This window comes from Lentzea sp. HUAS TT2, from assembly GCF_051853195.1.
In the GTDB taxonomy this organism is placed as follows: domain Bacteria; phylum Actinomycetota; class Actinomycetes; order Mycobacteriales; family Pseudonocardiaceae; genus Lentzea.
On the sequence record NZ_CP196667.1, the window covers coordinates 7,604,000 to 7,625,533 of the forward strand.

Below are 21,534 nucleotides of genomic sequence, written 5' to 3' on the forward strand. Positions count from 1 at the left end.
GTCAGCTCCGGTCCAGGAGACGGGTGAGGGCAGAGCCGGTGATCGCCGCGAACACGGCCAGGCCCGTGGCCCAGGCCACCGCGTTGGCGCCCTCCGCGGTGCCGGCCAGGACGAGCACCAGTGCCGACGAAGTCAACGCGCCGGGCAGCGCCGGTGCGAGGAAGCCGAGGAACTCTCCGACGGTCACCCGGGCGAACCAGGTCCGCCAGACCTCGCGGGTCGTCAGCGTTGTGCCCATACCTCAACGGTGCGCCCTCTGCGGCGCCGGGCGCAGGGACGAAGGTCCTCAGCTCGGCAGTGCTCCTTGCCGTGGTGGACGAGGACGTTTCCGCACAGAGTGGTGGTATGACGCGCATCGTGATCGCAGGAGGTGGCCTCAGCGGGCTGAGTCTCGCGGCGCATCTCGCGGTGGTGGACCACCGGCATCCGGTGATCGTGGTCGACGACGGCCGCGATCCGTTGGGCGGCAGGGCATGGGCCTCGTGGAGTGATCGTGCCGGCCTGCTGGACGCGGCGGCCTGCCGGTGGTTCGACAAGATCCGGGTGCACGTGAACGGCACCACGAAGGTGTTGCGGCTCGGCCGGTACCGGTATCGGGTGGTGCGTGGCGGGGATCTGGCCGAGGTGGTGCGGAGGTTCACCGATCCGTTGCGGCACTTCACGTTCCTCGAAGGGCACGTGGATCGGATCGCGGACGACGGCGTGGTGGTGGACGGGCAGCACCTGCGGGCGCGGTGGGTGTTCGACAGCGTGCTCGGGCAGGCGGAGGAACCGCCTGCGGACGCGTTCTTGTCGTTCCGGGGATGGCGTGTGCACACCGAACGGGCGGTGTTCGACGCGGAGATCCCGACGTTGTTCGACTTCCGGACGCCGCAGGCGCGTGGCGCGAGCTTCGTGTACGTGCTGCCGGACGACGCCCATCACGCACTCGTCGAACACACTTCGTTCCTGGCGCCGGATGTCGTGACTGATCCAGCGGCGCAACGGGAGGCGCTCGCCGAGTACCTCACCGAGGTCGTGGGCGCCGGGCGGTACGAGATCGAACGCGAAGAGCACGCGGTGCTCCCGCTGCGAGCCGGGAGGACCGGACGCGTGCACGGCAACGCGGTCACGATCGGAGCCAAGGGCGGGTTGCTCAAGGCGTCCACCGGGTTCGCGTTCCAGCGCGTGCAGCTGGACAGCGCCGCCATCGCGGAATCGTTGCACCGCAACGGTCACCCGTTCGCGCTGCCGGGGGAGTCGGCGAGGTTCCGGATGTTCGACGGTGTGTTGCTGGACGTGGTGACGAAGGAGCCCGCCCAGCTGGAGCGCGCGTTCGCGGCGTTGTTCCGCTACCGCACCGCGGAGCCCGCTCTGCGGTTCCTCGACGAGGCCACGACGCCGTCCCAGGAATGGCGGTTGTTCGCCGGGATGCCGGCGGCGACCTATCTGGCCGCCGCACGGCACCGGCTGGTCAGCTCCTGATCTCCCGGCGCTCGAACGCCGCCGCCGCACCGGCCACGAGCAGGGCGGTGAGCACGAGCAGGCCGGCCAGGCCCAACCAGTTCGGGTCGCCTGTCAGCGCCTCGTTCACACCGGCGTGGTGGAACGGGGACAACACCCGCCACGGCCGCAGCCCGGTGGCGAGCACGGACAGGGCGTCCAGCAGGTACGTGAACAGCGCCAGTCCCACGGCCGCCCCGATCGCCAGGCCGCGTCGTCCGGTCAGCGCGCCGACGAGCAGGGCGATGGCACCGAACGGGAGCGCCACCACCGCGCTGGCCAGCACCGCGGCCAGCAGGTCCTGCCACGGCACCCCCAGGCCCGCGACCCCGCTGCCGGCGACGAGCACGACGGCGAACGCGCCGGTGACGATCGCGACCGCGGCGAGCACGGCGGCGGCCTTGTCCAGCAGGAGACGCGTGCGGGAGATCGGGCCTGCCAGCAACAGGTCCATCGTGTGGTTCTGCTCCTCGGCGGCGGTGGCCCTGGCGGCCTGCCCGATCGCGATGCCGAGCAGCACGAGCGGTGCGAGGAAGCCGAACACCTCGCCCTGCAGGTACCCGACGCCGCTGGCCAGGGACTGCTGCACGTTGAACAGCGCCTTGAACGCCTCCGGGTAGGAGTCGAGCAGCCTCTCGAAGTCGCCGGCCGCGTCGCGGACGGCGGGGTAGACGGCGAGCTGCAGCAGCACGCTCGCCACCAGCGCGACGCCCCAGCCGATGATGCCCGACTGGTTGTCGCGCAGAGACTTCGTCATCAGTTCAGCCTTCATCGCCGTGCTCCTCGGTGTAGTGCACGAAGATGTCCTCGAGGTCGGGCTCGTGGCTCGTCACGTTGAGCAGCGGGAACCGGGCGGCGGTGCGGACGAGCTCACCGACGGCGCCGGTGACGCGGCACCGCACCTCGGTGCCGTTGGCCTGCACGGCCTGCACACCGGGGATCCCGCTGAACGTCGCCGGCGCGACCTCCTCGGCGAAGGTGAACGTCAGCTCCCGCAACGCGTTCGCCTTCAACGACGCGACGGTGTCCTCGACGACCAGGCTGCCCGCGAGCAGGATGCCGACCCGGTCGGCCACGTGCTCCACTTCGGACAGCACGTGCGACGACAACAACGCCGTGCCGCCGCCGTCGATGTACTCGCGCAGGTAGGAGTGGAACTCCCGCTGCGCGAGCGGGTCGAGACCGGACGCGGGTTCGTCGAGGATCACGAGGTCGGGGCGGTGCGCGAACGCCTGCACGAGTCCGAGCTTCTGCCGGTTGCCCTTGGACAGCTCGCCGGCGGGCCGGTCCAGGTCCAGGTCGAGGCGCTTCGCGAGGGTCACCGCCTCGCCGAGGTCCGGGTGGTCGCGCAACGCACCGCAGAAGCGGAGGTAGTCGGCTCCGGTGAGGCGGTCGTAGAGGACCAGTTCCCCCGGCAGGTAGCCGATGCGCCCGCGCAGCCGGGGTGACATCGGCTCGCCGAACAGCCTGATGCGGCCGCGCGTCGGTCTGATGACGTCGATGAGCAGGCGCAGGGTGGTGGTCTTGCCGGCGCCGTTGGGTCCGAGCAGTCCGTAGACCTCGCCGGGGCGCACCTGCAGGTCGAGGTCGCGCAAGGCCTTCGTGCTGCCGTAGCTCTTGGTGAGCTGATGGGTGCTGATGACGTTCATCGCGGACCTCCGGTTTCGGCGGAGTGCTTGACGGTGCGCAGGATCGCGCGGCTGATGATCCCGATGAACGGCGTGCTGATCCGCCAGTACCGGCGGAAGCTCAGCCACGCGCGCGGGTCGGTGAGCACGACCCTCATCTCCGCGGTGACGAGGGAACGCCGCACGCCGTACGGGAGGACCGAGATCGAGCAGACGACCTTGGCGTAGCCGGGTTCGGCGAAGTCGGTGAAGTCGCGTGCCTCCACGGGAACCCACTTCACGACCGGCTGCCAGACCTTGCCGATCGCACCGAAGACGATCTCCTGACCGGGTTGCTCGCCCAGCAGGACCCAGTCGGAGCCCGTCGTGAGGTCGTTGATGGTCAGGCGAGTGCGCCGCCGGGGTGTCCGGCGGTCGCGCTCACGCCAGGACTCGGGCAGCTCGCGCAACCGCACCGCGGCCGTGACCAGGAACCCGTGCAGGTCGGTCAGATCGAGGTCGTGCACGGCCTGGAACGCCGTCGCGGGATCGGCCTCGACGACCACGTGGTCGGCACGGCCGAACTCACACCGAGGTGCGAACCGGTCGACGAGGAGCGGGAACGGAAGGGATGTCACGGCGTTCCTCCTGTACGGGTCGGTGCACCACGAGAACGGGGCACGGGGCGTGGTGCAGCGCTGCCCTGGTCACCGATCCGCAGGCGCGGGTCTCGCCGGGACCGACGACCACCAGGTCGCTGTCGGTGCAGCGGCTGATGGCCTCGTGCGGATGCCGCCGCACGAGCACGGCGGTGTGCGGGAAGCCGCCGAGGAGAGCGGAGGCCCTGGCGAGCACCCAGCTGTGGTCCTCGGCGTGGTCCTCGCGCAGCACGGGCGGCGGAGCGGCGTGCAGCAGCCGCAGCACGGCACCCCGCCGCAGGGCGAAGTTCGCCGCGGCCGCGAGCACCAGTCCGTCGTCGTGGCCGCCGCTCACGAGGGCGGTGACGCGGCCGTGCTCGCCGCGCAGCGCGGCGGCCGTGCCGCGCACGACCACCGTGTCGCAGAAGGTCGCGCACACCGAGGGGAGAACGTGCTTGCCGAGCCCGAGCGGCGAGCCGCTGCGGTTCTGGTAGCCCAGAACGACGAGCTGGGCGTGGAAGTGGTCTCGCGGCTGATGGGCCTCCACCTCGGCGTCGACCAGTTCGGCGTGTGCACGGGCCCAGCGGGCGGCTGCCTCGTCCCACGGGGAGCCGTCTGCGATCACCACGACAGGTTCCATGTCCTCACGGTCGCTCGCCGCGGGCGACCTGCACAGGGCGCAAAGCAGGCCGGTGAGCCGGGACGAAGGTCCTGCCTGCGCAGGGTCGCGCGCCGCTGGGATCGAAGCCGGCAAGAAAGGACCGTGTGGTCGGCGAGTACGAGGAGGCTGAGGATGAGCACGCTGACGTTCCTCGGTGGCGCTGGCACGGTCACCGGCAGCAAGTACCTGTTCGACACAGGCGGTTCCCAGGTCCTGGTCGACTGCGGGCTCTTCCAGGGCCTCGCGCCGCTGCGACGGCGGAACTGGAAGCAACCACCGCTCGACCTCGACCGGCTCGACGCGGTCGTGCTCACCCACGCGCACCTCGACCACTGCGGCTATCTGCCGGTGCTGGTGCGCAACGGGTGGCGCGGGCCGGTGTTCACCACGGAGGGCACCGCGGACCTGGCCGCGATCGTGCTGGCCGACAGCGCGCACCTGATGGTCGAGGAGGCCCGCCAGGCCAACGAGGTGGGGTGGACCAAGCACCGGCCCGCACTGCCGCTGTACGACGCGCAGGACGCCGACCGCGCCACCCGGCTGTTCCGGCCGATCGACTTCGGGATGGTCCACGCCGTCGCCGACGGCGTCGAGCTGGAGTTCGGCCGCGCGGGGCACATCCTCGGGTCGGCGTGGGCCCACCTCACGTTCGGCGACCGGAGTGCCGTCGTGAGCGGTGACCTGGGCAGGCCGGCCCACCGAGTGCTGCTGCCACCGCAACCCCGGCCCGAGTGCGACACGCTGCTGATCGAGTCGACCTACGGCGACCGCAGGCACGACGACGCCGCGGCGACGGCCCTGTTCGCGAACACCATCCGCCGCACGGCCGCACGGGGTGGCAGCGTGCTGATCCCGGCGTTCGCGGTGGACCGGACCGAGGTGATCCTCGTCGAGCTGGCCAAGCTCGTGAGTGCGGGCGAGATCCCGGACCTGCCGGTGTTCGTCGACAGCCCGATGGCGCTCGCGTCGCTGCGGGTCTACCGGCAGGCGGTGGCGAAGAGGTGGCAGGAGATCCGCCCGGAGCTGTCGGACGGCGACGACGCCTTCGACCCCGGCCGGCTCGCCGAGCTGCACACCGCCACCCAGTCGATGCAGGCCAACAACCCGAGGACGCCGTCGATCATCATCTCGGCCTCCGGCATGGCCACCGGCGGCCGCGTGCTGCACCACCTCAAGTCGATGCTGCCCGACAACCGGCACACCATCGTCGTGGTCGGGTACGCGGCGGCTGGGACACGAGCTCGCCAGCTGGTCAGCGGCGCCCGCGAGATCAAGATCCACGGCCGGTACCTGCCGGTGAGGGCCGAGGTCCGGGTGCTGGACGCGTTCAGCGCCCACGCCGACGCGGACGAGCTGCTGGCGTGGGCGGCCACCGGACCCCCTCCGGCCACCGCGTACGTGGTGCACGGCGAACCGGAGGGGGCCGAGACGCTGGCGGAACGCCTGGAGAACGAGCACCGCTGGACGGCCGTGGTCCCGCGCGACGGCGAACGGGTGCTGGTGTGAGTTGCTCAGTTCACCGCGCGGTTCGGTTCCAGCAACAGCTCGGTGACCGGGCGTCGCGGCGTCGCGGGCACGGGGGAGCTGAACCCGACCCTGAGCACGGTCTGCGGAACCAGCACCCCACCGAGCTCGCGGCGGAGCTCCTCGCGCACGCTGCGCACCTCGATCGGCTGCGAGAGGAACGACGCGGCCAGCCCGAGCGTGGTCGCGGTGAGCAGCACGCGCTGCATCGCCTGGCCGGCCTGGAGCTCGCCGAGCGGTCCCTCGTAGTGCGAGCACACGACGACGACCAGGGGGTTGGACTCGTAGTCCTTGCCGGGCAGGCGATCGTGGTTCGCGCCGGGGTGGAAGTCGCGGAAGGCCCACTCGTCCTGCGCCTCCGGACTGACACCAGCGGAGGCCGGCGGCACACCGTCGAGGGCCCCCGGCCGGTGGCCGGTGAGCGACCGGAGCTCGGCCTGCACACCCGGATCCTCCAGCTGGATCTGATGGGCGCGCCGGACGAGGTACTTGATCCGGGCGACCTGTTCCCGAGCACCGGCGACGTGCAGCCAGGAGCGTTCCAGCTCGGCGGCACGGACCAGCGCGTGCCGCTGGCGTCCATCCACTCCGGACTCGAAGAACGGGCGGCGGTTGGTCCGGCGGGCCGGGATGGCGCGCAGCAACGCCCGCGTCTCGTCGTCCGGTCGCATCGTCCCGCCCCTGCGGACAGTCGCGAGCGCGCCGGGTGCCGCCTGACCTGGCAGGAGGGAGACCAGCGGACGCACCTCGAGCCCCTGCAACGCCACCCGGAGGTTGAAGAGCGCCGCGCCGCAGGCCAGGCGCAGCTCCCGTGCGTCGGGATCGGTCGCGGGGAGGCGGCGTTCCGCGTCCGCGTGCAGTTCTATGCGGTCCGGCAGCAACCGGAACCGCCACGGCTGGCTGTTGTGCACCGACGGCGCGAGCGACGCGGACTCGAGAACCGTCCGCACCTGGTCAGGTGCCAGGCCCAGCGCCGAGGACACCTCGGTCATGCTTTCACCCCATGCGTTTCCGGAAGATCGTGGTGCGATCCACCTTCAGCGTTGAGGGGCCGGGATCACACGGCCGAAGGTCCTCACCTGACAGGGACCGCCTGGTGTTGCGACAAAGACTGCGGCAAGGTGTGATCCATGACTGGTTCAGCAGAGAGCCGGGCGCGAAGCCTGCTCGGTGGACTGCGCCTCGACGACCTCCTCGACGAGATGCGCGATCGGCTGGCCGAGATCGGCTCGACCCGGGACAAGATGCAGGGACTGCTCGACGCGGTCCTGGCCGTAGGCGCGGGGCTGGAGCTCGACTCGACCCTGCAGCGCATCGTGCAGGCCGCTGTCGAACTGGTGGGCGCGCGGTACGGCGCGCTGGGAGTGCTGGGACAGCGGGACAACCTCTCGCAGTTCGTCTACGTCGGGATCGACCCGGAGACCCGGTCGAAGATGGGCCACCTGCCCGAGGGCAAGGGGTTGCTCGGACTGCTCATAAAGGACCCGAGGGCGATCAGGTTGCACGACCTCGCCGAGCACTCGGCCTCGGTGGGCTTCCCGCCGAACCATCCGCCGATGCACAGCTTCATCGGCGTGCCGGTGAGGGTGCGCGACGAGATCTTCGGCAACCTCTACATGACCGAGAAGAACAACGGCGAGGACTTCACCGCCGACGACGAGGTGGTGCTGGAGGCACTGGCCGCCGCGGCCGGTGTGGCTGTCGAGAACGCGCGGCTGTTCGAGCGGTCGCGGATGCGCGAGCGGTGGCTGGAGGCCACCGCGGAGATCAACTCACAGCTGCTGGGCGGTGCGTCGGGGCAGGACGCGCTGCACCTGATCGCCCAGCGCTCGGTGGAGCTGACGTCCGGCTGCAGCGCGATGGTGCTGCTGACCGAAGGGGCAGGACAGGTGCTGCGCGCCGCCGCCCAGGCCGGCGTGGCGCTGGTGGACGGGGTGTTCGACGCGAAGGACACGCTGCTGGCCGAGGTGCTGGAGACCGGGGCGCCCGCGCTCGCCGAGGACGTCGAGGGACTGTTCGGCTCCGACGGGCCCGAGCTCGGCGCCTGCGTGATCGTGCCGATGCGGGCGGGCTCGGCGGTCTCCGGCCTGCTGATGTGCCTGCGGGAGAAGGGCGCCACGCCGTTCAACGCCGACCTCATGCCGTTGCTGGCCTCGCTGGCCGACCAGGCCGTGGTGGCGCTGGAGTTCGCCGAGAACCAGAAGGCGCGCCGGCTCGTCGACGTGCTGGAGGACCGCGACCGCATCGCCCGCGACCTGCACGACCACGTCATCCAGCGGCTCTTCGCCACCGGCATGAGCCTGCAGGGCTCGCTGACGTGGGTGAACCACCCCGAGGCCCGCAAGCGGGTGCAGAAGGCCGTGAACCAGCTCGACCAGACGGTCCTGGAGATCCGCACGTCGATCTTCGACCTGCAGGCGGACATGGGTGACACCGGTCTGCGCCGCAGGTTGCTGGACATCGTCGCCGAGCTCACGGAGGGCGCCGCGCTGACGCCGGCCGTGCGGATGAGCGGCACGATCGACAACCTGGTGCCCGACCACATCGGCGAGCACGCCGAGGCCGTGGTCCGGGAGCTGGTCAGCAACGCGCTGAGACACTCGCGGGCCACGGATCTCACGCTGACCGTCGAGGCCGGGGAAGCGCTGGTCATCTCGATGGTGGACAACGGTGTGGGCATGCCGCCGCACGTCGCCCGCAGCGGGCTGCGCAACCTGGAGGAGCGGGCCGCGGGATACGGGGGGACCTGTGCCGTCGCGGACGAACCCGGCGGCGGCACACGGGTGACCTGGCAGGTCCCTCTGGACTAGCGCCTAGCCGTCCTCGCGCGGCTCGGGCGGCGCGGTGAGCTTGGACGCGAGCACGGCTGCCTGCGTGCGGCGCTCCAGGCCGAGCTTGGCGAGCAGGTGGGACACGTAGTTCTTGACGGTCTTCTCCGCCAGGAACATCTTGTCCGCGATCTGCCGGTTGGTCAGGCCCTCGCCGATCAGGTCCAGCACCGTGCGTTCCTGCTCGGTGAGGGAGCGCACCGGGTCGCCCTGCTCGCGTTCGCGCCGGATCCGGTTGAGCAGCGCCGCGGTCGACCGCGCGTCGAGCAGGGACTGACCGGCGGCGACCGTCTTCACCGCGTTGGTGAGGTCGCTGCCGACGATGCGCTTGAGCACGAAGCCCGAAGCGCCCGCCATGATCGCGTCGAACAGCGCCTCGTCGTCGGTGAACGACGTGAGCATCAGGCACTTGAGGTCGGGCAGCCGCGACAACAGCTCACGGCACAGCTCGATGCCGTTGCCGTCGGGCAGCCGCACGTCGAGCACGGCCACGTCCGGCGCCACCGCGGGCACCCTGGTGAGCGCCTCGGTGACCGAAGAAGCCTCGCCGACGACCTCGAGGTCCTCTGAGGCGCTTAGAAGTTCCCTGATCCCGACACGGACCACCTCGTGGTCGTCCACCAGGAACACACGCGAGACCACCGCTGACCACCTTTCGCCCGCCGACAACACAATGGACGATGCCCTGGCAGCCGGGACCCACACAGGGTCCAAAGACTCTGATCAACGAGTGCTCAGGGTCTTGCGCACGCGGTCGAACTCCTCGACGTCGATCTCGCCCTTGGCCAGCCGCTCCTCCAGGATACGCAGCGCGGAGCCACGTCGCCCGGTCTCCGCGGTCCTGCGCAGCACCAGCACGCCCGCCACTCCCAGCACGCTCCAGAACACGATCATGCTCAGCGTCATCATGACGACTCCGCCCCAGCCAGCCGGGGCACCGCCGTAGTACCACATCATGTCCACCTCACTCGCTCAGCTGTGCGGAGGCGCGGGTGACGCCCTCGATGTCGTTCGCGGCCGCGTCGAGCAGCTTGTGCGAGAGCTCGGACAGTGCGCGCGACGCGGCGAGCTCGTCGCCGATCTCCGGGACGTCCTGGTCCGACGGGTTGAGCCGGGCCGTGCCGACGCCGACCAGGTTGGTCGGGTCCTGCGTGTGCAGGCGGGCCTCTGCCCTGGTGCGGCCTTCGTGCTCGTCGATGAGGAGCTCGACGCTCCACTTCTTGGCGGTGCTCATGAATCCTCCTCGTCCGGGGATTCCAGGTTGCGGCGAGGTGCGTGCCCAGGCGCAGAGTCCAAGGGCCCGTGCCGGGCGAGCCGGTGCGCCCTGTCGGCGGGCGGTCGGCGGACGGGATCGTCGGGACATGCGGTGGAATCCGGGAGAGGCAGCGGCAATCGTCGAGGCGGCGCGGAAAGCGCCGGTGTACAGCGCGGGCAGGCCTTGGGTGCTGGAGATGCACGGCCGGTCCGTCTACCTGTACGAGGTGGCGCGCAGGTCGTTGCACGACCCGCTGGGAATGGACCGCCTGCTCACGTGTGGAGCGGCCATGGAGCACGTCGTGCTCGCGATCAGGGCCACCGGCTGGCACGCCAAGGTCGTGTTCCCGGCCGACCACGCGAACCCGGACCTGGTCGCGGTCGTCAAGGCCGACCGCCGGCAACCCCCGGTGCAGGAGGAACTCGCGCAGCACCAGGCGATCCTGCTGCCGGACGGCACCGGCGACGGCGACGCGCGCGACCTGGTCGCGGCGAACCACTGGGCGGGCACCGAGCTGCACCGCGTCGCCGACGACACGCTGGTCGTCGTCACGGTGGGGGACGGGCGCCCTGACCACGTGCGCGGCGGGGCGGCCCTGCAGGCCGCGATCCTGGCGGCCCGTTCGGCGGGCACGCGGGTGCGGCCGGTCGTGCACCTCATGCACCGCCAGGAGTGGCGGGCCGGCCTGATCGAACAGCACGAGCTCGCGGGCTTCCCCCAGGCAGTGCTGCACGTGGGTGCCAAGGACCCGGACGGGGCGGGACCAACGACCGCGTCCTCGGGCGCGACCCGTTCCTAGCGTCGGAAGTGGAAGGGAGAACGCCATGCGCGCTCGCGAGATCATGACCAGCCCGGCGATCACGGTGAAGCCGGAGGTGCCCGTGCGCGGGGCCGCGGCGTTGCTCGTGTCGCACGGGTTCACCGCGCTGCCGGTCGTCGACGACGACAAGAGGCTCATCGGCATCGTGACCGAGGCCGACCTGCTGCGCAACGGCTACGGCGACGAGGCGGGCGCCTCCCGCGTGGGCGACGTGATGACCACCCCCGCCGTCGGGATGGACGGTGACGCACAGGTACCGGTGCTGGCGCGCGCGATGGTCGACGACCACGTCCGCTGCTTCCCGATCGTGGACGGCGCGCAGGTCGTCGGCGTCGTGACGAGGCGCGACCTCGTCCGTGCGCTCGCCAGGACCGACACGACCGTGGCGGCGGAGGTCCAGCGCGTGCTCGACCTCTACGGCGGCGGAGGTCGCAAGTGGACGGTCGTCGTGCGGGACGGCGAGGCGACGATCGGCGCCGAGAACACCGACGAGGAGACCAGGAACGTTCTCGCGGCACTCGCCAGGTCGATCCACGGCGTGCTGCGGGTCCGCGTGCTGACAGGAGGAAAGTGATGAAGGGACCCGCTGCCCCGGTCGTGGTCGGCGTCGACGGCTCGTCCTCGGCACTGGCCGCGGTGAGGTGGGCCGCAGCCGACTGCGCCCGCCACCACACCCCGCTGAGGATCGTGCACGGGTACGGCGTGCCGGCACCGGGATATCCCGAGGTCGTGCTCACGGGCATCGACGTGCGCGGTGCGATCGAGGAGCAGGCCGACACCTGGCTCACCGAGGCCGCCGTGGCCGCTCGCGCCGTGGCGCCGGACGTGGAGGTGACCACCGAGCGCGTCTGCGAGAACGGCACCACGCTGCTGATCGACGAGTCCCGCGAGGCGCGGCTGATGGTGCTCGGCTCCCAGGGACTCGGCACCGTCACGGGCCTGCTGGTGGGCTCGACGGCCCTCGCGCTCGCGTCCCACGGCAAGTGCCCGCTGGTCGTCGTGCGCGGCACGGAGGTGCCGGGCGGACCGGTCGTGGTCGGCGTGGACGGCTCCCCGACGAGCGAGGCGGCACTGGCCTTCGCCTTCGAGGCGGCGTCTGTGCGCAACGCACCGCTGACCGCGGTGACGTGCTGGCAGGACTTCATGGTGGAGAGCGCTTACACGGCCTCCCGGTTCACCGTGGACTGGGGCCAGGTCGAGCAGGACGAACGTCAGGTGCAGGCCGAGCGCCTCGCCGGGTGGCAGGAGAAGTACCCGGACGTGCCGGTCACCCGCGTGGTCCGGCGTGACCGGCCGGTGCGCGCTCTGATGCGGTACGGCGCCGAGGCCCAGCTCCTGGTGGTCGGCAGCCACGGGCACGGCGGGTTCGCCGGCATGCTGCTCGGTTCGACGAGCCAGGCGCTGGCCTACAACGCGCCCTGCCCGCTGGCGATCGTGAGGCCAGTGTCATGAAGGCGAAGGCGGGCGACTGGCTGGTCGTCGAGGGCCCGGTGGTCGACCACGGCGGACGGCGCGGGCAGATCGTGAGCCTGCGGCACGAGGACGGCAGCCCGCCGTACGTCGTGCGCTGGCTGGACAGCGACCACGAGGCACTGGTCTTCCCCGGCCCGGACGCGCACGTCGTGCCGGCCGAGGACGAGGCCGCACGCCTGCACGCGGGCTGAACCGTGGGCACCGCCGTCGCGCTCGGCCACCTCGCGACGGCGCTCGCGATCGGGCTGCTGCTCGGGGTGGAGCGCGAGCACGACAACGCCCGCGACTCCACCAGGCCCGCGGGCTCGCGGACCTTCCCGCTGATCGCACTGGCCGGTGCGATCAGCGCCGCGCTGTCCCCGGTCGCGCTGGGCGTGGCGCTCGTCGCCGTGGCCGCACTGGTCATCGCCTGGTACCTGCGCACCACCGAACCCGGTGCGACGACGGAGATCGCCGCCATCGCGACGTTCCTGCTCGGCGCCCTCGCGTGGTCGCGCCCGGAGCTGGCGGTGCCGGTGGGAGTGGCGGCCGCGGCCCTGCTGGCGGCGAAACGGCCGTTGCACACGTTCGCGCGCAAGGTGATCAGCGACCAGGACGTGCGCGACGCGATGATCCTGTTCGTCGTCGCGTTCGTCGTTCTGCCGTTGCTGCCCAACCGTCCGCTCGGCCCGTACGGGGTGCTCAACCCCGCTCGGGTGTGGTGGCTCGTCATCGCGGTCACGGTCATCGGCTGGGCCGGGTACGTCGCCGCGAGGGCGTTCGGTGAGCGCTGGGGGCTGCTGGTCACCGGGTTCGCCGGCGGGTTCGTCTCCGGCTCGGCGACGACGGCGGTGATGGCGCGCAAGTACAGGGTCGTCGGCACGGCGGCGTTTCCCGGTGCCGTGGCGGTGAACCTCGCCACGCTCGCGCAGATCCTCGCGGTGACCGCGGTCGCGAGCCCACCGGTCGCGCTGAGGCTGCTGCCCCCGATCGGCGCGGGGATGGTGGTGCTGCTCGCCGAGGTCGCGTGGCTGGTGTGGCGCACGAAGCCCGCAGACGCGCCGAACGACGAACCCGTGGTGAGCAGGCCCATGTCGCTCAAGGCTGCGTTGTCCCTCGCCGCGGTGCTGGTGTTGTTCCTGGTGGCCACCCGTGCCGCGGCGGAATGGCTCGGTGGCGGGGGAGTGGTGGCCGCGAGCGCCATCGGTGGTCTCGCGGACGCCCACGCTGCGTCGATCGCGGCCGCTTCGCTTGCGCCACAGTCGATTCCCGTGCACACGGCGGTTCTCGCGTGCGGTGCCGCGCTGGCCACGAACACCGTCGTGAAGCTGGTCCTCGCCACCGTCACGGGTGGGCCGCGTTTCGCGCTGCGGCTCGGTGCCTGGCTGGCCCCCGTCGTGGCCGCGGTGGCCCTCGGGATGACCTGGTAGGCCCTGGGACGAAGGTCCCGGACGGCGGGGGACCCGGGGCACTCACCTGCGGCGCCGCGGACCGCGAGGCTGAAGTACATGAGCGAGAACGAATCCCGGCCCATCGTGGTCGGCGTGGACGGGTCCCCGGCCGCTCAGGCGGCCCTGAGGTGGGCGGTGGACGAAGCCCGGTTGCGCGGTTGCCGTGTCGAAGCGGTCTCCGCGTGGCACATGGACTACGGGATGGCCATCGGCTCGATGGCCACCGAGATCGCCCTGCAGCTGTCCCCGGAGAACCGGCGGGCGGCCCAGCAGGCGGTGCTGGACGGCGCGGTGGAGGAGTTCGCCGGCGTCGAGATCCTGCGCGTGCTCGTCGAGGGCGACCCGAGGACCGCGCTCGTCAAGGCGTCCCAGGACGCGGAGCTGCTGGTGGTGGGCAGCCGCGGGCACGGGCCGATCGTCGAGGCGATCATCGGCTCGGTCAGCTCGTACTGCGTGCACCACGCACCGTGCCCGGTGGTCGTGGTCCGCGCTCCGAAGCCCGTCGAGACCGAGCCCGTGCAGGACCGGCGGTTCGCCGCGACCCCCGCGCCGCTCACCCCCGGCCCCCTGCTCTGACCACTCGCGGACGACCGCCGAGGAAGGAACGACATGACCCCGTCACAGGCACCCGTGCGGGCACTGCTCGCCGACGGGACGGCCGTCACGGTCCGCGAGCTGGGGCCTGCCGACGTGTCCTCGCTGCTGGACCTGCACCGGTCGTTGCCGGTCGAGGACAGGTATCTGAGGTTCTTCAGCACCTCGACGCACCAGCTCGAGGACTTCGTGCAGCGCATGGTGTCCCCGGACGTACCGGGCCACGTGGTGATAGGCGCGCTGCGGGGAGACCGGTTGCTGGGCGCGGCGAGCTACGTCCTGCTCGGCGACACCGGCTGCGCCGAGGTCGCGCTGGTCGTGTCGCACGCCGAGCAGACCCACGGGGTGGGCACGCTGATGCTCGAACACCTGGTGTCCCTGGCCAGAAGCCGGGGCGTGCGGGAGTTCAAGGCGGAAGTGCTCGCGATGAACTTCCGGATGCTGCGGGTGTTCACCGACATGGGTCTAGTGTGGACGGTCGTCCCCGATGGCGACGTCGTGCACGTCGATCTCGGCCTGGAGGCCAGCGACCGCTATCTGGACGCGGTCGCCGAACGCGAGGCCGTCGCCGACGTCGCGAGCCTCGAGCACGTGCTGCGTCCGGGCTCGATCGCGGTCGTGGGTGCGAGCAGGTCGTCGGACTCGGTGGGCCACGTGGTGCTGAGCAACCTGGTGGAGGGGAGCTTCACCGGTGACCTGTACGCGGTCAACCCGCACGCGAAGTCGGTCGCCGGTGTCGACTGCTACTCCTCGGTGACCGCGCTGCCCGAGGCGCCGGAGCTCGCGGTGCTGTGCGTCCCGGCCAAGGCCGTGCCCGGTGTGGCCGAGGAGTGCGGGCGACGCGGGGTGCGCGCCCTGGTGGTCATCTCGTCCGGTGTGGACGCCGGCGAACTGACGAAGGTGCTGCGCAGCTACGACATGAGGCTGGTCGGTCCGAACTGCCTGGGCGTCTCTACGAGCTCGCCGGCCGTCCGGATGAACGCCACCTTCGCCGCCCACAGCACTCTCGCGGGCGACATCGGGCTCGTCACCCAGTCCGGCGGCATCGCCATCGGGGTGCAGGAGGAGCTGCGGCGCCTGGGGCTCGGGCTGTCGAGCCTGGTGTCGACCGGCGACAAGCTCGACGTCAGCGGCAACGACCTGCTGATGTGGTGGGAGCACGACCAGGAGACCCGGTTCGTGGTGCTGTACCTCGAGTCCTTCGGCAACGCGCGCAAGTTCGCCCGCCTGGCCCGGCGCGTCACCCGCGAGAAGCCGGTGCTCGCGATCCGGTCCGCCACCAGCGAGGCCGGCCAGCGCGCCGCCGCCTCGCACACGGCGTCGACCGCGACGCCCTCGGTCACCAGGGACGCGTTGTTCCGCCAGGCCGGGGTGATCGCCGTGGACGGCGTGCCGGAGCTCGTCGACGTGCTGATGGCGCTGAGCTGGCAACCACTGCCGGCAGGTCGTTCCGTCGCCGTGGTGAGCAACGCGGGCGGGCTCGGCGTCCTGGGCGCGGACGCGTGCGTGCGCGAAGGCCTGCACGTGGCGGATCTCTCCGAACACACGGTCGCGGCGCTGCGGAAGCTCCTGCCTCCCGTCGCGAGCGTGCACAACCCGGTCGACACGACCGCTGTCGTGGACGATGCGACGTTCGCCCGCTGCCTGGACGTCATCGGAGCCGATCCCGCCGTGGACGCGGTGATCACCGTGACCGTGCCGACCGCGCTCGGCGACCCCACCGGCGGAGTGCACCGCGTCGAGGGCAAGCCGGTGCTGGCCGTGCGCACCGGCCAGACCGAACGGCTCGCGGGCGAGGTGCCCTGCTACGCCGAACCAGCCAGGGCGGCCGCCGCGCTCGCCCGGCTCGCGGAACGCGCGGAGTGGCTCGCCAAGCCCGCTGAGGTTCCCGAGCTCGACGGCCTGGACCTGGCCACCGCCCAGGCGGTCGTCGCCCGCCGCGGCGAGGGCTGGCTGACACCGGACGAGGTCGTGACGCTGCTCAAGGCGTTCAACCTGCCGGTTCTCGGCGGCACGTTCACGACGACCGCCGAACACGCGGCGTCGGCGCAACGCGCGTACGACGGACCGGTCGCGCTCAAGGCCGTGGCCGACGACCTGCTGCACAAGAGCAAGGGCGGCGGCGTGGAGCTCGGTGTCGCCGACGCGGACGGTGCGGCCGCGGCGTTCCGCGCGTTCCAGGAGCGCTTCGGCGACCGGTTGCGCGGGGTGTTCGTCCAGCCGATGGCCGACCGCGGACGGGAACTCCTCGTCGGCGTGGCGACCGACGAGAAGTTCGGACCGCTCGTCGTGACGGGTCTGGGCGGCGTGGACACCGACGTGATCGACGACAGGGCCGCCGCGCTGGCGCCACTGTCCACAACGGACGCGGACGGCCTGCTGCACAGCTTCCGCGCGGCCGGTGCCGTGCTGGCGGACGCAGACAGGGAGTCCGTGCGCGACGTCCTCCTCCGGGTCGCGGCGCTCGCCGCGGCACTGCCCGAGGTGGTCGAGCTCGACATCAACCCGCTCGTCGTGTCGGAGAAGGGGTGCCTGGTGGTCGACGCCAGGGTCCGCGTCGCACCCGCGCGGCGGACCGACCCGTTCCTGCGGCGGTTGCGGACCAGCTGACAACACGAGACGAGGAGATCGAGATGAGCACGAACGCAAAGCCCGTCGTGGTGGGTGTGGACGGGACGCCGGCTTCGGACCGCGCGCTCACGTGGGCTGTGGAAGAGGCGGTCGTGCGCGGGTGCCCGCTGCACGTCGTGAACGCCTGGCAGTACGAGGCGCTGGTCGACTGGACGGAGACCTCGGCGCAGCGCGAGCAGGCCGCGGCGGAACGGCTGGTCGAGCAGGCGCTGGACCGCGTGCTCGCCGGCAGGGCCGACCAGCCGGAGATCGTGCGGCGCTGCCTGCGCGGTGACGCGGCCGAGGTGCTGGAGACGGCGTCGGAGGGCGCGGCCATGCTGGTCGTCGCGTCGCACACGAACCACCGGATCCGGCAGATGGTCCTCGGTTCGACCAGCATGCACGTGGTGCGCCACGCGCACGCCCCGATCGTCGTCATCCCGGTGACCGATCGTGAGCACGCGGAGAGCAAGCGATGAAGGCCGGGGACCTCGTGAGGCGGCCCCTCGTGACCGTGGGGCCGCGCGACTTCGCCCGCCACGCCGAGGGGCTGATGGACGACTTCGGCCTCACGATGCTGCCCGTCGTCGACCGCGGGTTCTTCTGCGGTGTGGTGACCAAGGCGGGGTGCCGGCGCGGTGAGGACGAGGCGCCCAAGGTCGAGAGGGTCATGTCGCAGCCGGCGCTCACCGTGGGCCCCGACTTCGACGCCGGGACCCTGTTCGAGGCGATGACCCGCTACGAGGTGATCTGCGTGCCGGTCCTCGACCGGGGAGAGGTCGTCGGCGTGGTCACCCGCCTCGACGTGCTGCGCGCGCTCAGCCACGACGATCCGCACCTGAGGGTGGACCATGCCGGTCACCGCTCCTGAGCGTGAGGACGTCGTCCACCACGGGCTGCCCGTGGCGGAGGTCGTCCTGCTCGCCGAGACCGACTCCGGCGCCGGCCTCTCCACCGCCCAGTGGCGGCAGAGGCTGGCCCAGCTCGGCCCCAACGAGCTGCCCGCCCGCCGCGGGCAGGGGTGGGTGGTGCGGCTGCTCGGACAGCTGCACCACCCGCTCATCTACGTGCTGCTCGCGGCCGCGACGATCACCGCCGCGCTCGGCGAGATCGTGGACGCGTCGGTGGTCTTCGGCGTCGTGGTGGTCAACGCGATCATCGGGTTCGTCCAGGAGGCACGTGCCGAACGGGCGCTGGACGCGTTGACCGCGATGGTGCGCACCGAGGTCACGGTGGTGCGCGACGGACTGACCGCGCGCGTTGCTTCCGCGGACCTCGTGCCCGGTGACCTCGTGGTGCTGGAGGCGGGGGACCAGGTGGGCGCCGACCTCCGGCTGACGTCCACCGAGGAGCTGCACGTCGACGAGTCGGCGTTGACCGGGGAGTCCGTGCCGGTGACGAAGAACCCGGTGACGCTGCCCTCCGACACCGCGCTGGCGGACCGCGCGAACATGGCCTACTCCGGCACGTTGGTGACCGCGGGGGCCGGGCGCGGTGTCGTGGTCGCGACCGGCGCGGACACCGAGATCGGCCGCGTGCACCGGCTGGTGAGCACGACCACGACCGTGCAGACGCCGTTGACCCGCAAGCTCGCCCACTTCAGCCAGGTCCTGACCGCGGTGATCCTCGGACTGGCGGCGTTCAGCGTGCTGGTCGGCGTGCTGCGCGGCGAGCCGTTCGCGGAGATGGTCACCGCCGCCGTCGCTCTCGCCGTCGGTGCGATCCCGGAGGGCCTGCCCGCGGCGGTCACCGTGACGCTGGCGATCGGTGTGGCGCGGATGGCACGCCGCAACGCGATCATCCGGCGGCTGCCCGCGGTGGAGACGCTGGGCAGCACCACCGTCATCTGCACGGACAAGACAGGAACCTTGACCGCCAACGCGATGACGGTCGGCACGGTCGTCCTGAGCGCCGGCACGCGCTACGAGCTGTCCGGCATCGGTTACGCCCCAGAGGGTTCCGTGACACCGTTCGTGACCCCGGCCCTGCGCGAGTGCCTGCTCGCCGGGCTGGCGTGCAACGACGCGCGGATCGTGGAGGAGGACGGGCGCTGGCTGCCGATCGGTGATCCGACCGAGGCCGCGCTCGTGGTGGCGGCGCGCAAGGCCGGGCTGTCCGAGGACGACGTGCCCGCACGGGTGGACGCGCTGCCGTTCAGCTCGGAGCGGCTGTTCATGGCGACCCGGCACGCGAACGACGTGGTGTACGTGAAGGGCGCGGTCGAACGCGTCCTGGCCCTGGCGGGACTCGACCACTTCGCGCAGGCAGAGGAACTGGCCCGCGCGGGCCTGCGGGTGCTCGCGATCGGCCGGGCGGCGGGTGCCGAGCTGACCGAGGAGGGCCTGCGGGGCAACGTGGAACTGCTGGGCGTCGTGGCGATGCACGACCCGGCGCGTCCGGAGGCGATCGAGGCCGTGCGGGCCTGCCAGGCGGCGGGCATCGAGGTCAAGATGATCACAGGGGACCACCCCGCCACGGCGCGCTCGATCGCGGCCGAGTTCGGGATCTCCACCGTGCACGCCCGTGTGGCGCCGGAGGAGAAGCTGCGGCTGGTCAAGGAGATGCAGGCGGGCGGTGAGGTCGTCGCGATGACCGGCGACGGCGTGAACGACGCGCCCGCGTTGCGCCGTGCGGACATCGGTGTGGCGATGGGGAAGGGTGGCACCGAGGTCGCGAAGCAGGCGGCGGACATGGTGCTGACCGACGACAACTTCGCCTCGATCCGCGCCGCGGTCGAGGAGGGCCGCGCGGTCTTCGACAACCTCCGCAAGTTCATCATCTGGACGCTGCCGACGAACATGGCCGAGGGCCTGGTGATCCTCACCGCGATCCTGCTCGGCGCGGCGTTGCCGATCCTGCCGGTGCAGATCCTGTGGATCAACATGACCACGGCCGTCGCACTGGGACTGACGCTGGCGTTCGAGCCGCGCGAGGCGGGCGTGATGAACCGGCCGCCGTTGCCGCCGTCGTTGCCGTTGCTGACCAGGCAGCTCGTCGGACGCATCCTGTTCGTCTCGGCGATCCTGCTCGCGTGTTCGTTCGGCGCCTTCCGCTGGCAGCTCTCGGCCGGAGCGTCGCTCGAGGTCGCGCGCACGGTGGCGGTGAACGTGTTCGTCGGCGCCCAGATCGCCTACCTGGCCAACTGCCGGTCGCTGGAACGCTTCCGGCCGCGCACCGGACCGAACCGGTGGCTGCTCGTCGGTGTCGCGCTGACGGTCGGACTCCAGTTGCTGCTGACCTACACGCCGTTCATGAACACGCTGTTCCACAGCGTGCGTACGTGCTGGTGGAGTGGGTCCGGGAAGGGCGCCTGATGGACCGGCTGGACCGCGAGACGTACGAGCGGGAGCTGCTGCGGCTGCAGACCGAGCTCGTGAAGCTGCAGGAGTGGGTCCGGGAGACCGGTGCGCGGCTGGTGGTGATCTTCGAGGGACGTGACGCCGCGGGCAAGGGCTCGGCGATCAAGCGGATCGCCGAGCACCTGAACCCGCGGGTCGCCAGGATCGTGGCCCTGCCCGCTCCCAGCGGACGCGAGCGGACCCAGTGGTACTTCCAGCGCTACGTGGCACATCTGCCGGCGGCGGGCGAGATCGTGCTGCTGGACCGGAGCTGGTACAACCGCGCGGGCGTCGAGCACGTGATGGGCTACTGCACACCCGAGGAGCACCGGCTGTTCCTGCGCCAGTGCCCGCTGTTCGAACGGATGCTCGTCGAGGACGGCATCCTGCTGCGCAAGTACTGGTTCTCCGTCAGCGACGCCGAACAGGAACGCCGGTTCCGCAAGCGGCTCGACGACCCGCTCAAGCGGTGGAAGCTGTCCCCGATGGACCTCGAGTCGCTGACCCGCTGGGAGGACTACTCCCGCGCCAAGGACGAGATGATGGTGCACACCGACATCAGCGATTCCCCTTGGTACGTGGTCGAAGGCGACGACAAGCGGCGCGCGCGGATCAACATGATCGCCCACCTGCTCGGCACCGTCGACTACCACGAGGTGACCGCGCCGCGGATCACCCTGCCCGAGCGCCCGTCCTCGACGGGCTACCAGCGCACCGCACGTGCCCTGCAGACGGAGGTTCCCGACCACGCCGCGGGGCTGGTGCGAGACAACCACAACAGGAAGGTGAAGACATGACTTCGGTCGTCCGTCGTCCCACCGGGACACTTCTGCCCGACCTGTGGGACGTGTTCGAGGCGTCCTGGCCGTTCTCGACCAGGCACCCCATCCACATCGAGGACTTCGTCGAGGAGGGCGCCTACGTCGTCCGCGCGGAGCTGCCAGGGCTCGACGTCACGAAGGACGTCGACGTCAGCGCGGTCAACGGAGTGCTGACCATCAAGGCCAAGCGGGAGGAGACCACCAAGAAGCAGCAGAGGACCGAGTTCCACTACGGCTCGTTCACCCGTGCGGTCACCCTCCCCGCGGGGGCGGAAGCGGAGAACATCTCTGCGAAGTACGAGAAGGGCATCCTGGAGGTGCGCGTTCCGCTGCCGGCAGCGCCGGAGGAGCGCAAGATCGAGATCGAGGTCCAGCCGGATTAGGCTGAGACCACGGGGGAAGAGCGCGGCGTGGCTTCGCAGGCAGGCCACGCCGCGCCGCTCGTTCGTCGTC

24 protein-coding genes are annotated in these 21,534 nt (G+C 71.4%); 15 read left to right on the top strand and 9 right to left on the bottom strand.

Translation table 11 applies throughout. The annotated features are described in order from the left end of the window. Position 1 precedes the first annotated feature (1 nt). A complete protein-coding gene (locus tag ACSHWB_RS36085; protein WP_439657781.1) occupies positions 2-238 on the bottom strand; it encodes a hypothetical protein in 237 nt (78 codons plus the stop codon). Positions 239-345: 107 nt separating this feature from the next. On the opposite strand from ACSHWB_RS36085, the gene ACSHWB_RS36090 reads away from it, so the two are divergent. After that, on the top strand, positions 346-1,464 hold the full coding sequence (locus tag ACSHWB_RS36090; protein ID WP_439657782.1) for a lycopene cyclase family protein: 1,119 nt from the start codon (positions 346-348) through the stop codon (positions 1,462-1,464). Here ACSHWB_RS36090 and ACSHWB_RS36095 read toward each other — a convergent pair. From ACSHWB_RS36095 to ACSHWB_RS36110, 4 genes are read right to left on the bottom strand one after another with little or no spacing between them, the layout of a single operon-like run. Further along, positions 1,454-2,254, bottom strand: a complete 801-nt coding sequence (locus tag ACSHWB_RS36095) for an ABC transporter permease subunit (RefSeq protein WP_439657783.1) — start codon at positions 2,252-2,254, stop codon at positions 1,454-1,456. The genes ACSHWB_RS36090 and ACSHWB_RS36095 overlap by 11 nt on opposite strands. Further along, positions 2,244-3,131 (bottom strand): ABC transporter ATP-binding protein, encoded by an 888-nt coding sequence (locus tag ACSHWB_RS36100; RefSeq protein ID WP_439657784.1) that lies wholly within the window; start codon positions 3,129-3,131, stop codon positions 2,244-2,246. The genes ACSHWB_RS36095 and ACSHWB_RS36100 overlap by 11 nt, the downstream gene beginning before the upstream one ends. Beyond that, entirely contained in the window at positions 3,128-3,727 is a 600-nt protein-coding gene (locus tag ACSHWB_RS36105; RefSeq protein ID WP_439657785.1) for a hypothetical protein, read from the bottom strand. Before ACSHWB_RS36105 ends, ACSHWB_RS36100 begins: the two co-directional genes overlap by 4 nt. Further along, positions 3,675-4,367, bottom strand: a complete 693-nt coding sequence (locus tag ACSHWB_RS36110; protein WP_439657786.1) for a universal stress protein — start codon at positions 4,365-4,367, stop codon at positions 3,675-3,677. Before ACSHWB_RS36110 ends, ACSHWB_RS36105 begins: the two co-directional genes overlap by 53 nt. 153 nt (positions 4,368-4,520) lie before the next feature. Here ACSHWB_RS36110 and ACSHWB_RS36115 point away from each other — a divergent pair, with 153 nt between their 5' ends. Beyond that, positions 4,521-5,894: an MBL fold metallo-hydrolase RNA specificity domain-containing protein gene (locus ACSHWB_RS36115; protein ID WP_439657787.1), complete on the top strand. Its 1,374-nt coding sequence runs from the start codon at positions 4,521-4,523 to the stop codon at positions 5,892-5,894. Between the two features lie 5 nt (positions 5,895-5,899). Here the strand turns inward: ACSHWB_RS36115 and ACSHWB_RS36120 are convergent, their stop codons facing one another. Continuing rightward, positions 5,900-6,904 carry an Acg family FMN-binding oxidoreductase gene (locus tag ACSHWB_RS36120; RefSeq protein ID WP_439657788.1) on the bottom strand — a complete coding sequence of 335 codons (1,005 nt, stop codon included), beginning with the start codon at positions 6,902-6,904 and terminating at the stop codon, positions 5,900-5,902. 138 nt (positions 6,905-7,042) lie between these two features. Between ACSHWB_RS36120 and ACSHWB_RS36125 the strand changes: the two genes are divergently transcribed. Next, the gene (locus ACSHWB_RS36125; protein WP_439657789.1) at positions 7,043-8,722 is read left to right on the top strand and encodes a GAF domain-containing sensor histidine kinase; all 1,680 of its coding nucleotides are present in this window, start codon (positions 7,043-7,045) and stop codon (positions 8,720-8,722) included. Between the two features lie 3 nt (positions 8,723-8,725). Here ACSHWB_RS36125 and ACSHWB_RS36130 read toward each other — a convergent pair whose 3' ends face one another. The 3 genes from ACSHWB_RS36130 to ACSHWB_RS36140 form a co-directional block, all read right to left on the bottom strand. Further along, entirely contained in the window at positions 8,726-9,382 is a 657-nt protein-coding gene (locus ACSHWB_RS36130) for a response regulator (protein ID WP_439657790.1), read from the bottom strand. A gap of 81 nt (positions 9,383-9,463) precedes the next feature. Next, positions 9,464-9,697, bottom strand: a complete 234-nt coding sequence (locus ACSHWB_RS36135) for an SHOCT domain-containing protein (RefSeq protein ID WP_439657791.1) — start codon at positions 9,695-9,697, stop codon at positions 9,464-9,466. Between the two features lie 7 nt (positions 9,698-9,704). Next, positions 9,705-9,974: a DUF1876 domain-containing protein gene (locus ACSHWB_RS36140; RefSeq protein ID WP_439657792.1), complete on the bottom strand. Its 270-nt coding sequence runs from the start codon at positions 9,972-9,974 to the stop codon at positions 9,705-9,707. 127 nt (positions 9,975-10,101) lie between these two features. Between ACSHWB_RS36140 and ACSHWB_RS36145 the strand changes: the two genes are divergently transcribed. The 12 genes from ACSHWB_RS36145 to ACSHWB_RS36200 all read left to right on the top strand — a co-directional run bounded on the left by ACSHWB_RS36145 (position 10,102) and on the right by ACSHWB_RS36200 (position 21,464). Further along, positions 10,102-10,794, top strand: a complete 693-nt coding sequence (locus ACSHWB_RS36145; protein WP_439657793.1) for a hypothetical protein — start codon at positions 10,102-10,104, stop codon at positions 10,792-10,794. A 25-nt stretch (positions 10,795-10,819) separates the two neighbouring features. Continuing rightward, positions 10,820-11,389 carry a CBS domain-containing protein gene (locus ACSHWB_RS36150; protein WP_439657794.1) on the top strand — a complete coding sequence of 190 codons (570 nt, stop codon included), beginning with the start codon at positions 10,820-10,822 and terminating at the stop codon, positions 11,387-11,389. Beyond that, entirely contained in the window at positions 11,389-12,267 is an 879-nt protein-coding gene (locus ACSHWB_RS36155; protein ID WP_439657795.1) for a universal stress protein, read from the top strand. The genes ACSHWB_RS36150 and ACSHWB_RS36155 overlap by 1 nt, the downstream gene beginning before the upstream one ends. Continuing rightward, complete coding sequence (locus ACSHWB_RS36160) at positions 12,264-12,479, top strand: DUF1918 domain-containing protein (RefSeq protein ID WP_439657796.1); 216 nt, start codon at positions 12,264-12,266, stop codon at positions 12,477-12,479. The genes ACSHWB_RS36155 and ACSHWB_RS36160 overlap by 4 nt, the downstream gene beginning before the upstream one ends. 3 nt (positions 12,480-12,482) lie before the next feature. Further along, complete coding sequence (locus ACSHWB_RS36165) at positions 12,483-13,697, top strand: MgtC/SapB family protein (protein WP_439657797.1); 1,215 nt, start codon at positions 12,483-12,485, stop codon at positions 13,695-13,697. A 78-nt stretch (positions 13,698-13,775) separates the two neighbouring features. Then, a complete protein-coding gene (locus tag ACSHWB_RS36170; RefSeq protein ID WP_439657798.1) occupies positions 13,776-14,294 on the top strand; it encodes a universal stress protein in 519 nt (172 codons plus the stop codon). 33 nt (positions 14,295-14,327) lie between these two features. Beyond that, on the top strand, positions 14,328-16,922 hold the full coding sequence (locus ACSHWB_RS36175) for a bifunctional acetate--CoA ligase family protein/GNAT family N-acetyltransferase (RefSeq protein ID WP_439657799.1): 2,595 nt from the start codon (positions 14,328-14,330) through the stop codon (positions 16,920-16,922). A gap of 23 nt (positions 16,923-16,945) precedes the next feature. After that, complete coding sequence (locus tag ACSHWB_RS36180) at positions 16,946-17,401, top strand: universal stress protein (protein ID WP_439657800.1); 456 nt, start codon at positions 16,946-16,948, stop codon at positions 17,399-17,401. Continuing rightward, positions 17,398-17,793: a CBS domain-containing protein gene (locus tag ACSHWB_RS36185; protein WP_439657801.1), complete on the top strand. Its 396-nt coding sequence runs from the start codon at positions 17,398-17,400 to the stop codon at positions 17,791-17,793. Before ACSHWB_RS36180 ends, ACSHWB_RS36185 begins: the two co-directional genes overlap by 4 nt. Beyond that, positions 17,774-20,236, top strand: a complete 2,463-nt coding sequence (locus ACSHWB_RS36190) for an HAD-IC family P-type ATPase (protein WP_439657802.1) — start codon at positions 17,774-17,776, stop codon at positions 20,234-20,236. The genes ACSHWB_RS36185 and ACSHWB_RS36190 overlap by 20 nt, the downstream gene beginning before the upstream one ends. Next, positions 20,236-21,057, top strand: a complete 822-nt coding sequence (ppk2, locus tag ACSHWB_RS36195) for a polyphosphate kinase 2 (protein ID WP_439664732.1) — start codon at positions 20,236-20,238, stop codon at positions 21,055-21,057. The genes ACSHWB_RS36190 and ppk2 overlap by 1 nt, the downstream gene beginning before the upstream one ends. Further along, a complete protein-coding gene (locus tag ACSHWB_RS36200; RefSeq protein WP_439657803.1) occupies positions 21,054-21,464 on the top strand; it encodes an Hsp20/alpha crystallin family protein in 411 nt (136 codons plus the stop codon). Before ppk2 ends, ACSHWB_RS36200 begins: the two co-directional genes overlap by 4 nt. Positions 21,465-21,534: the final 70 nt, after the last annotated feature.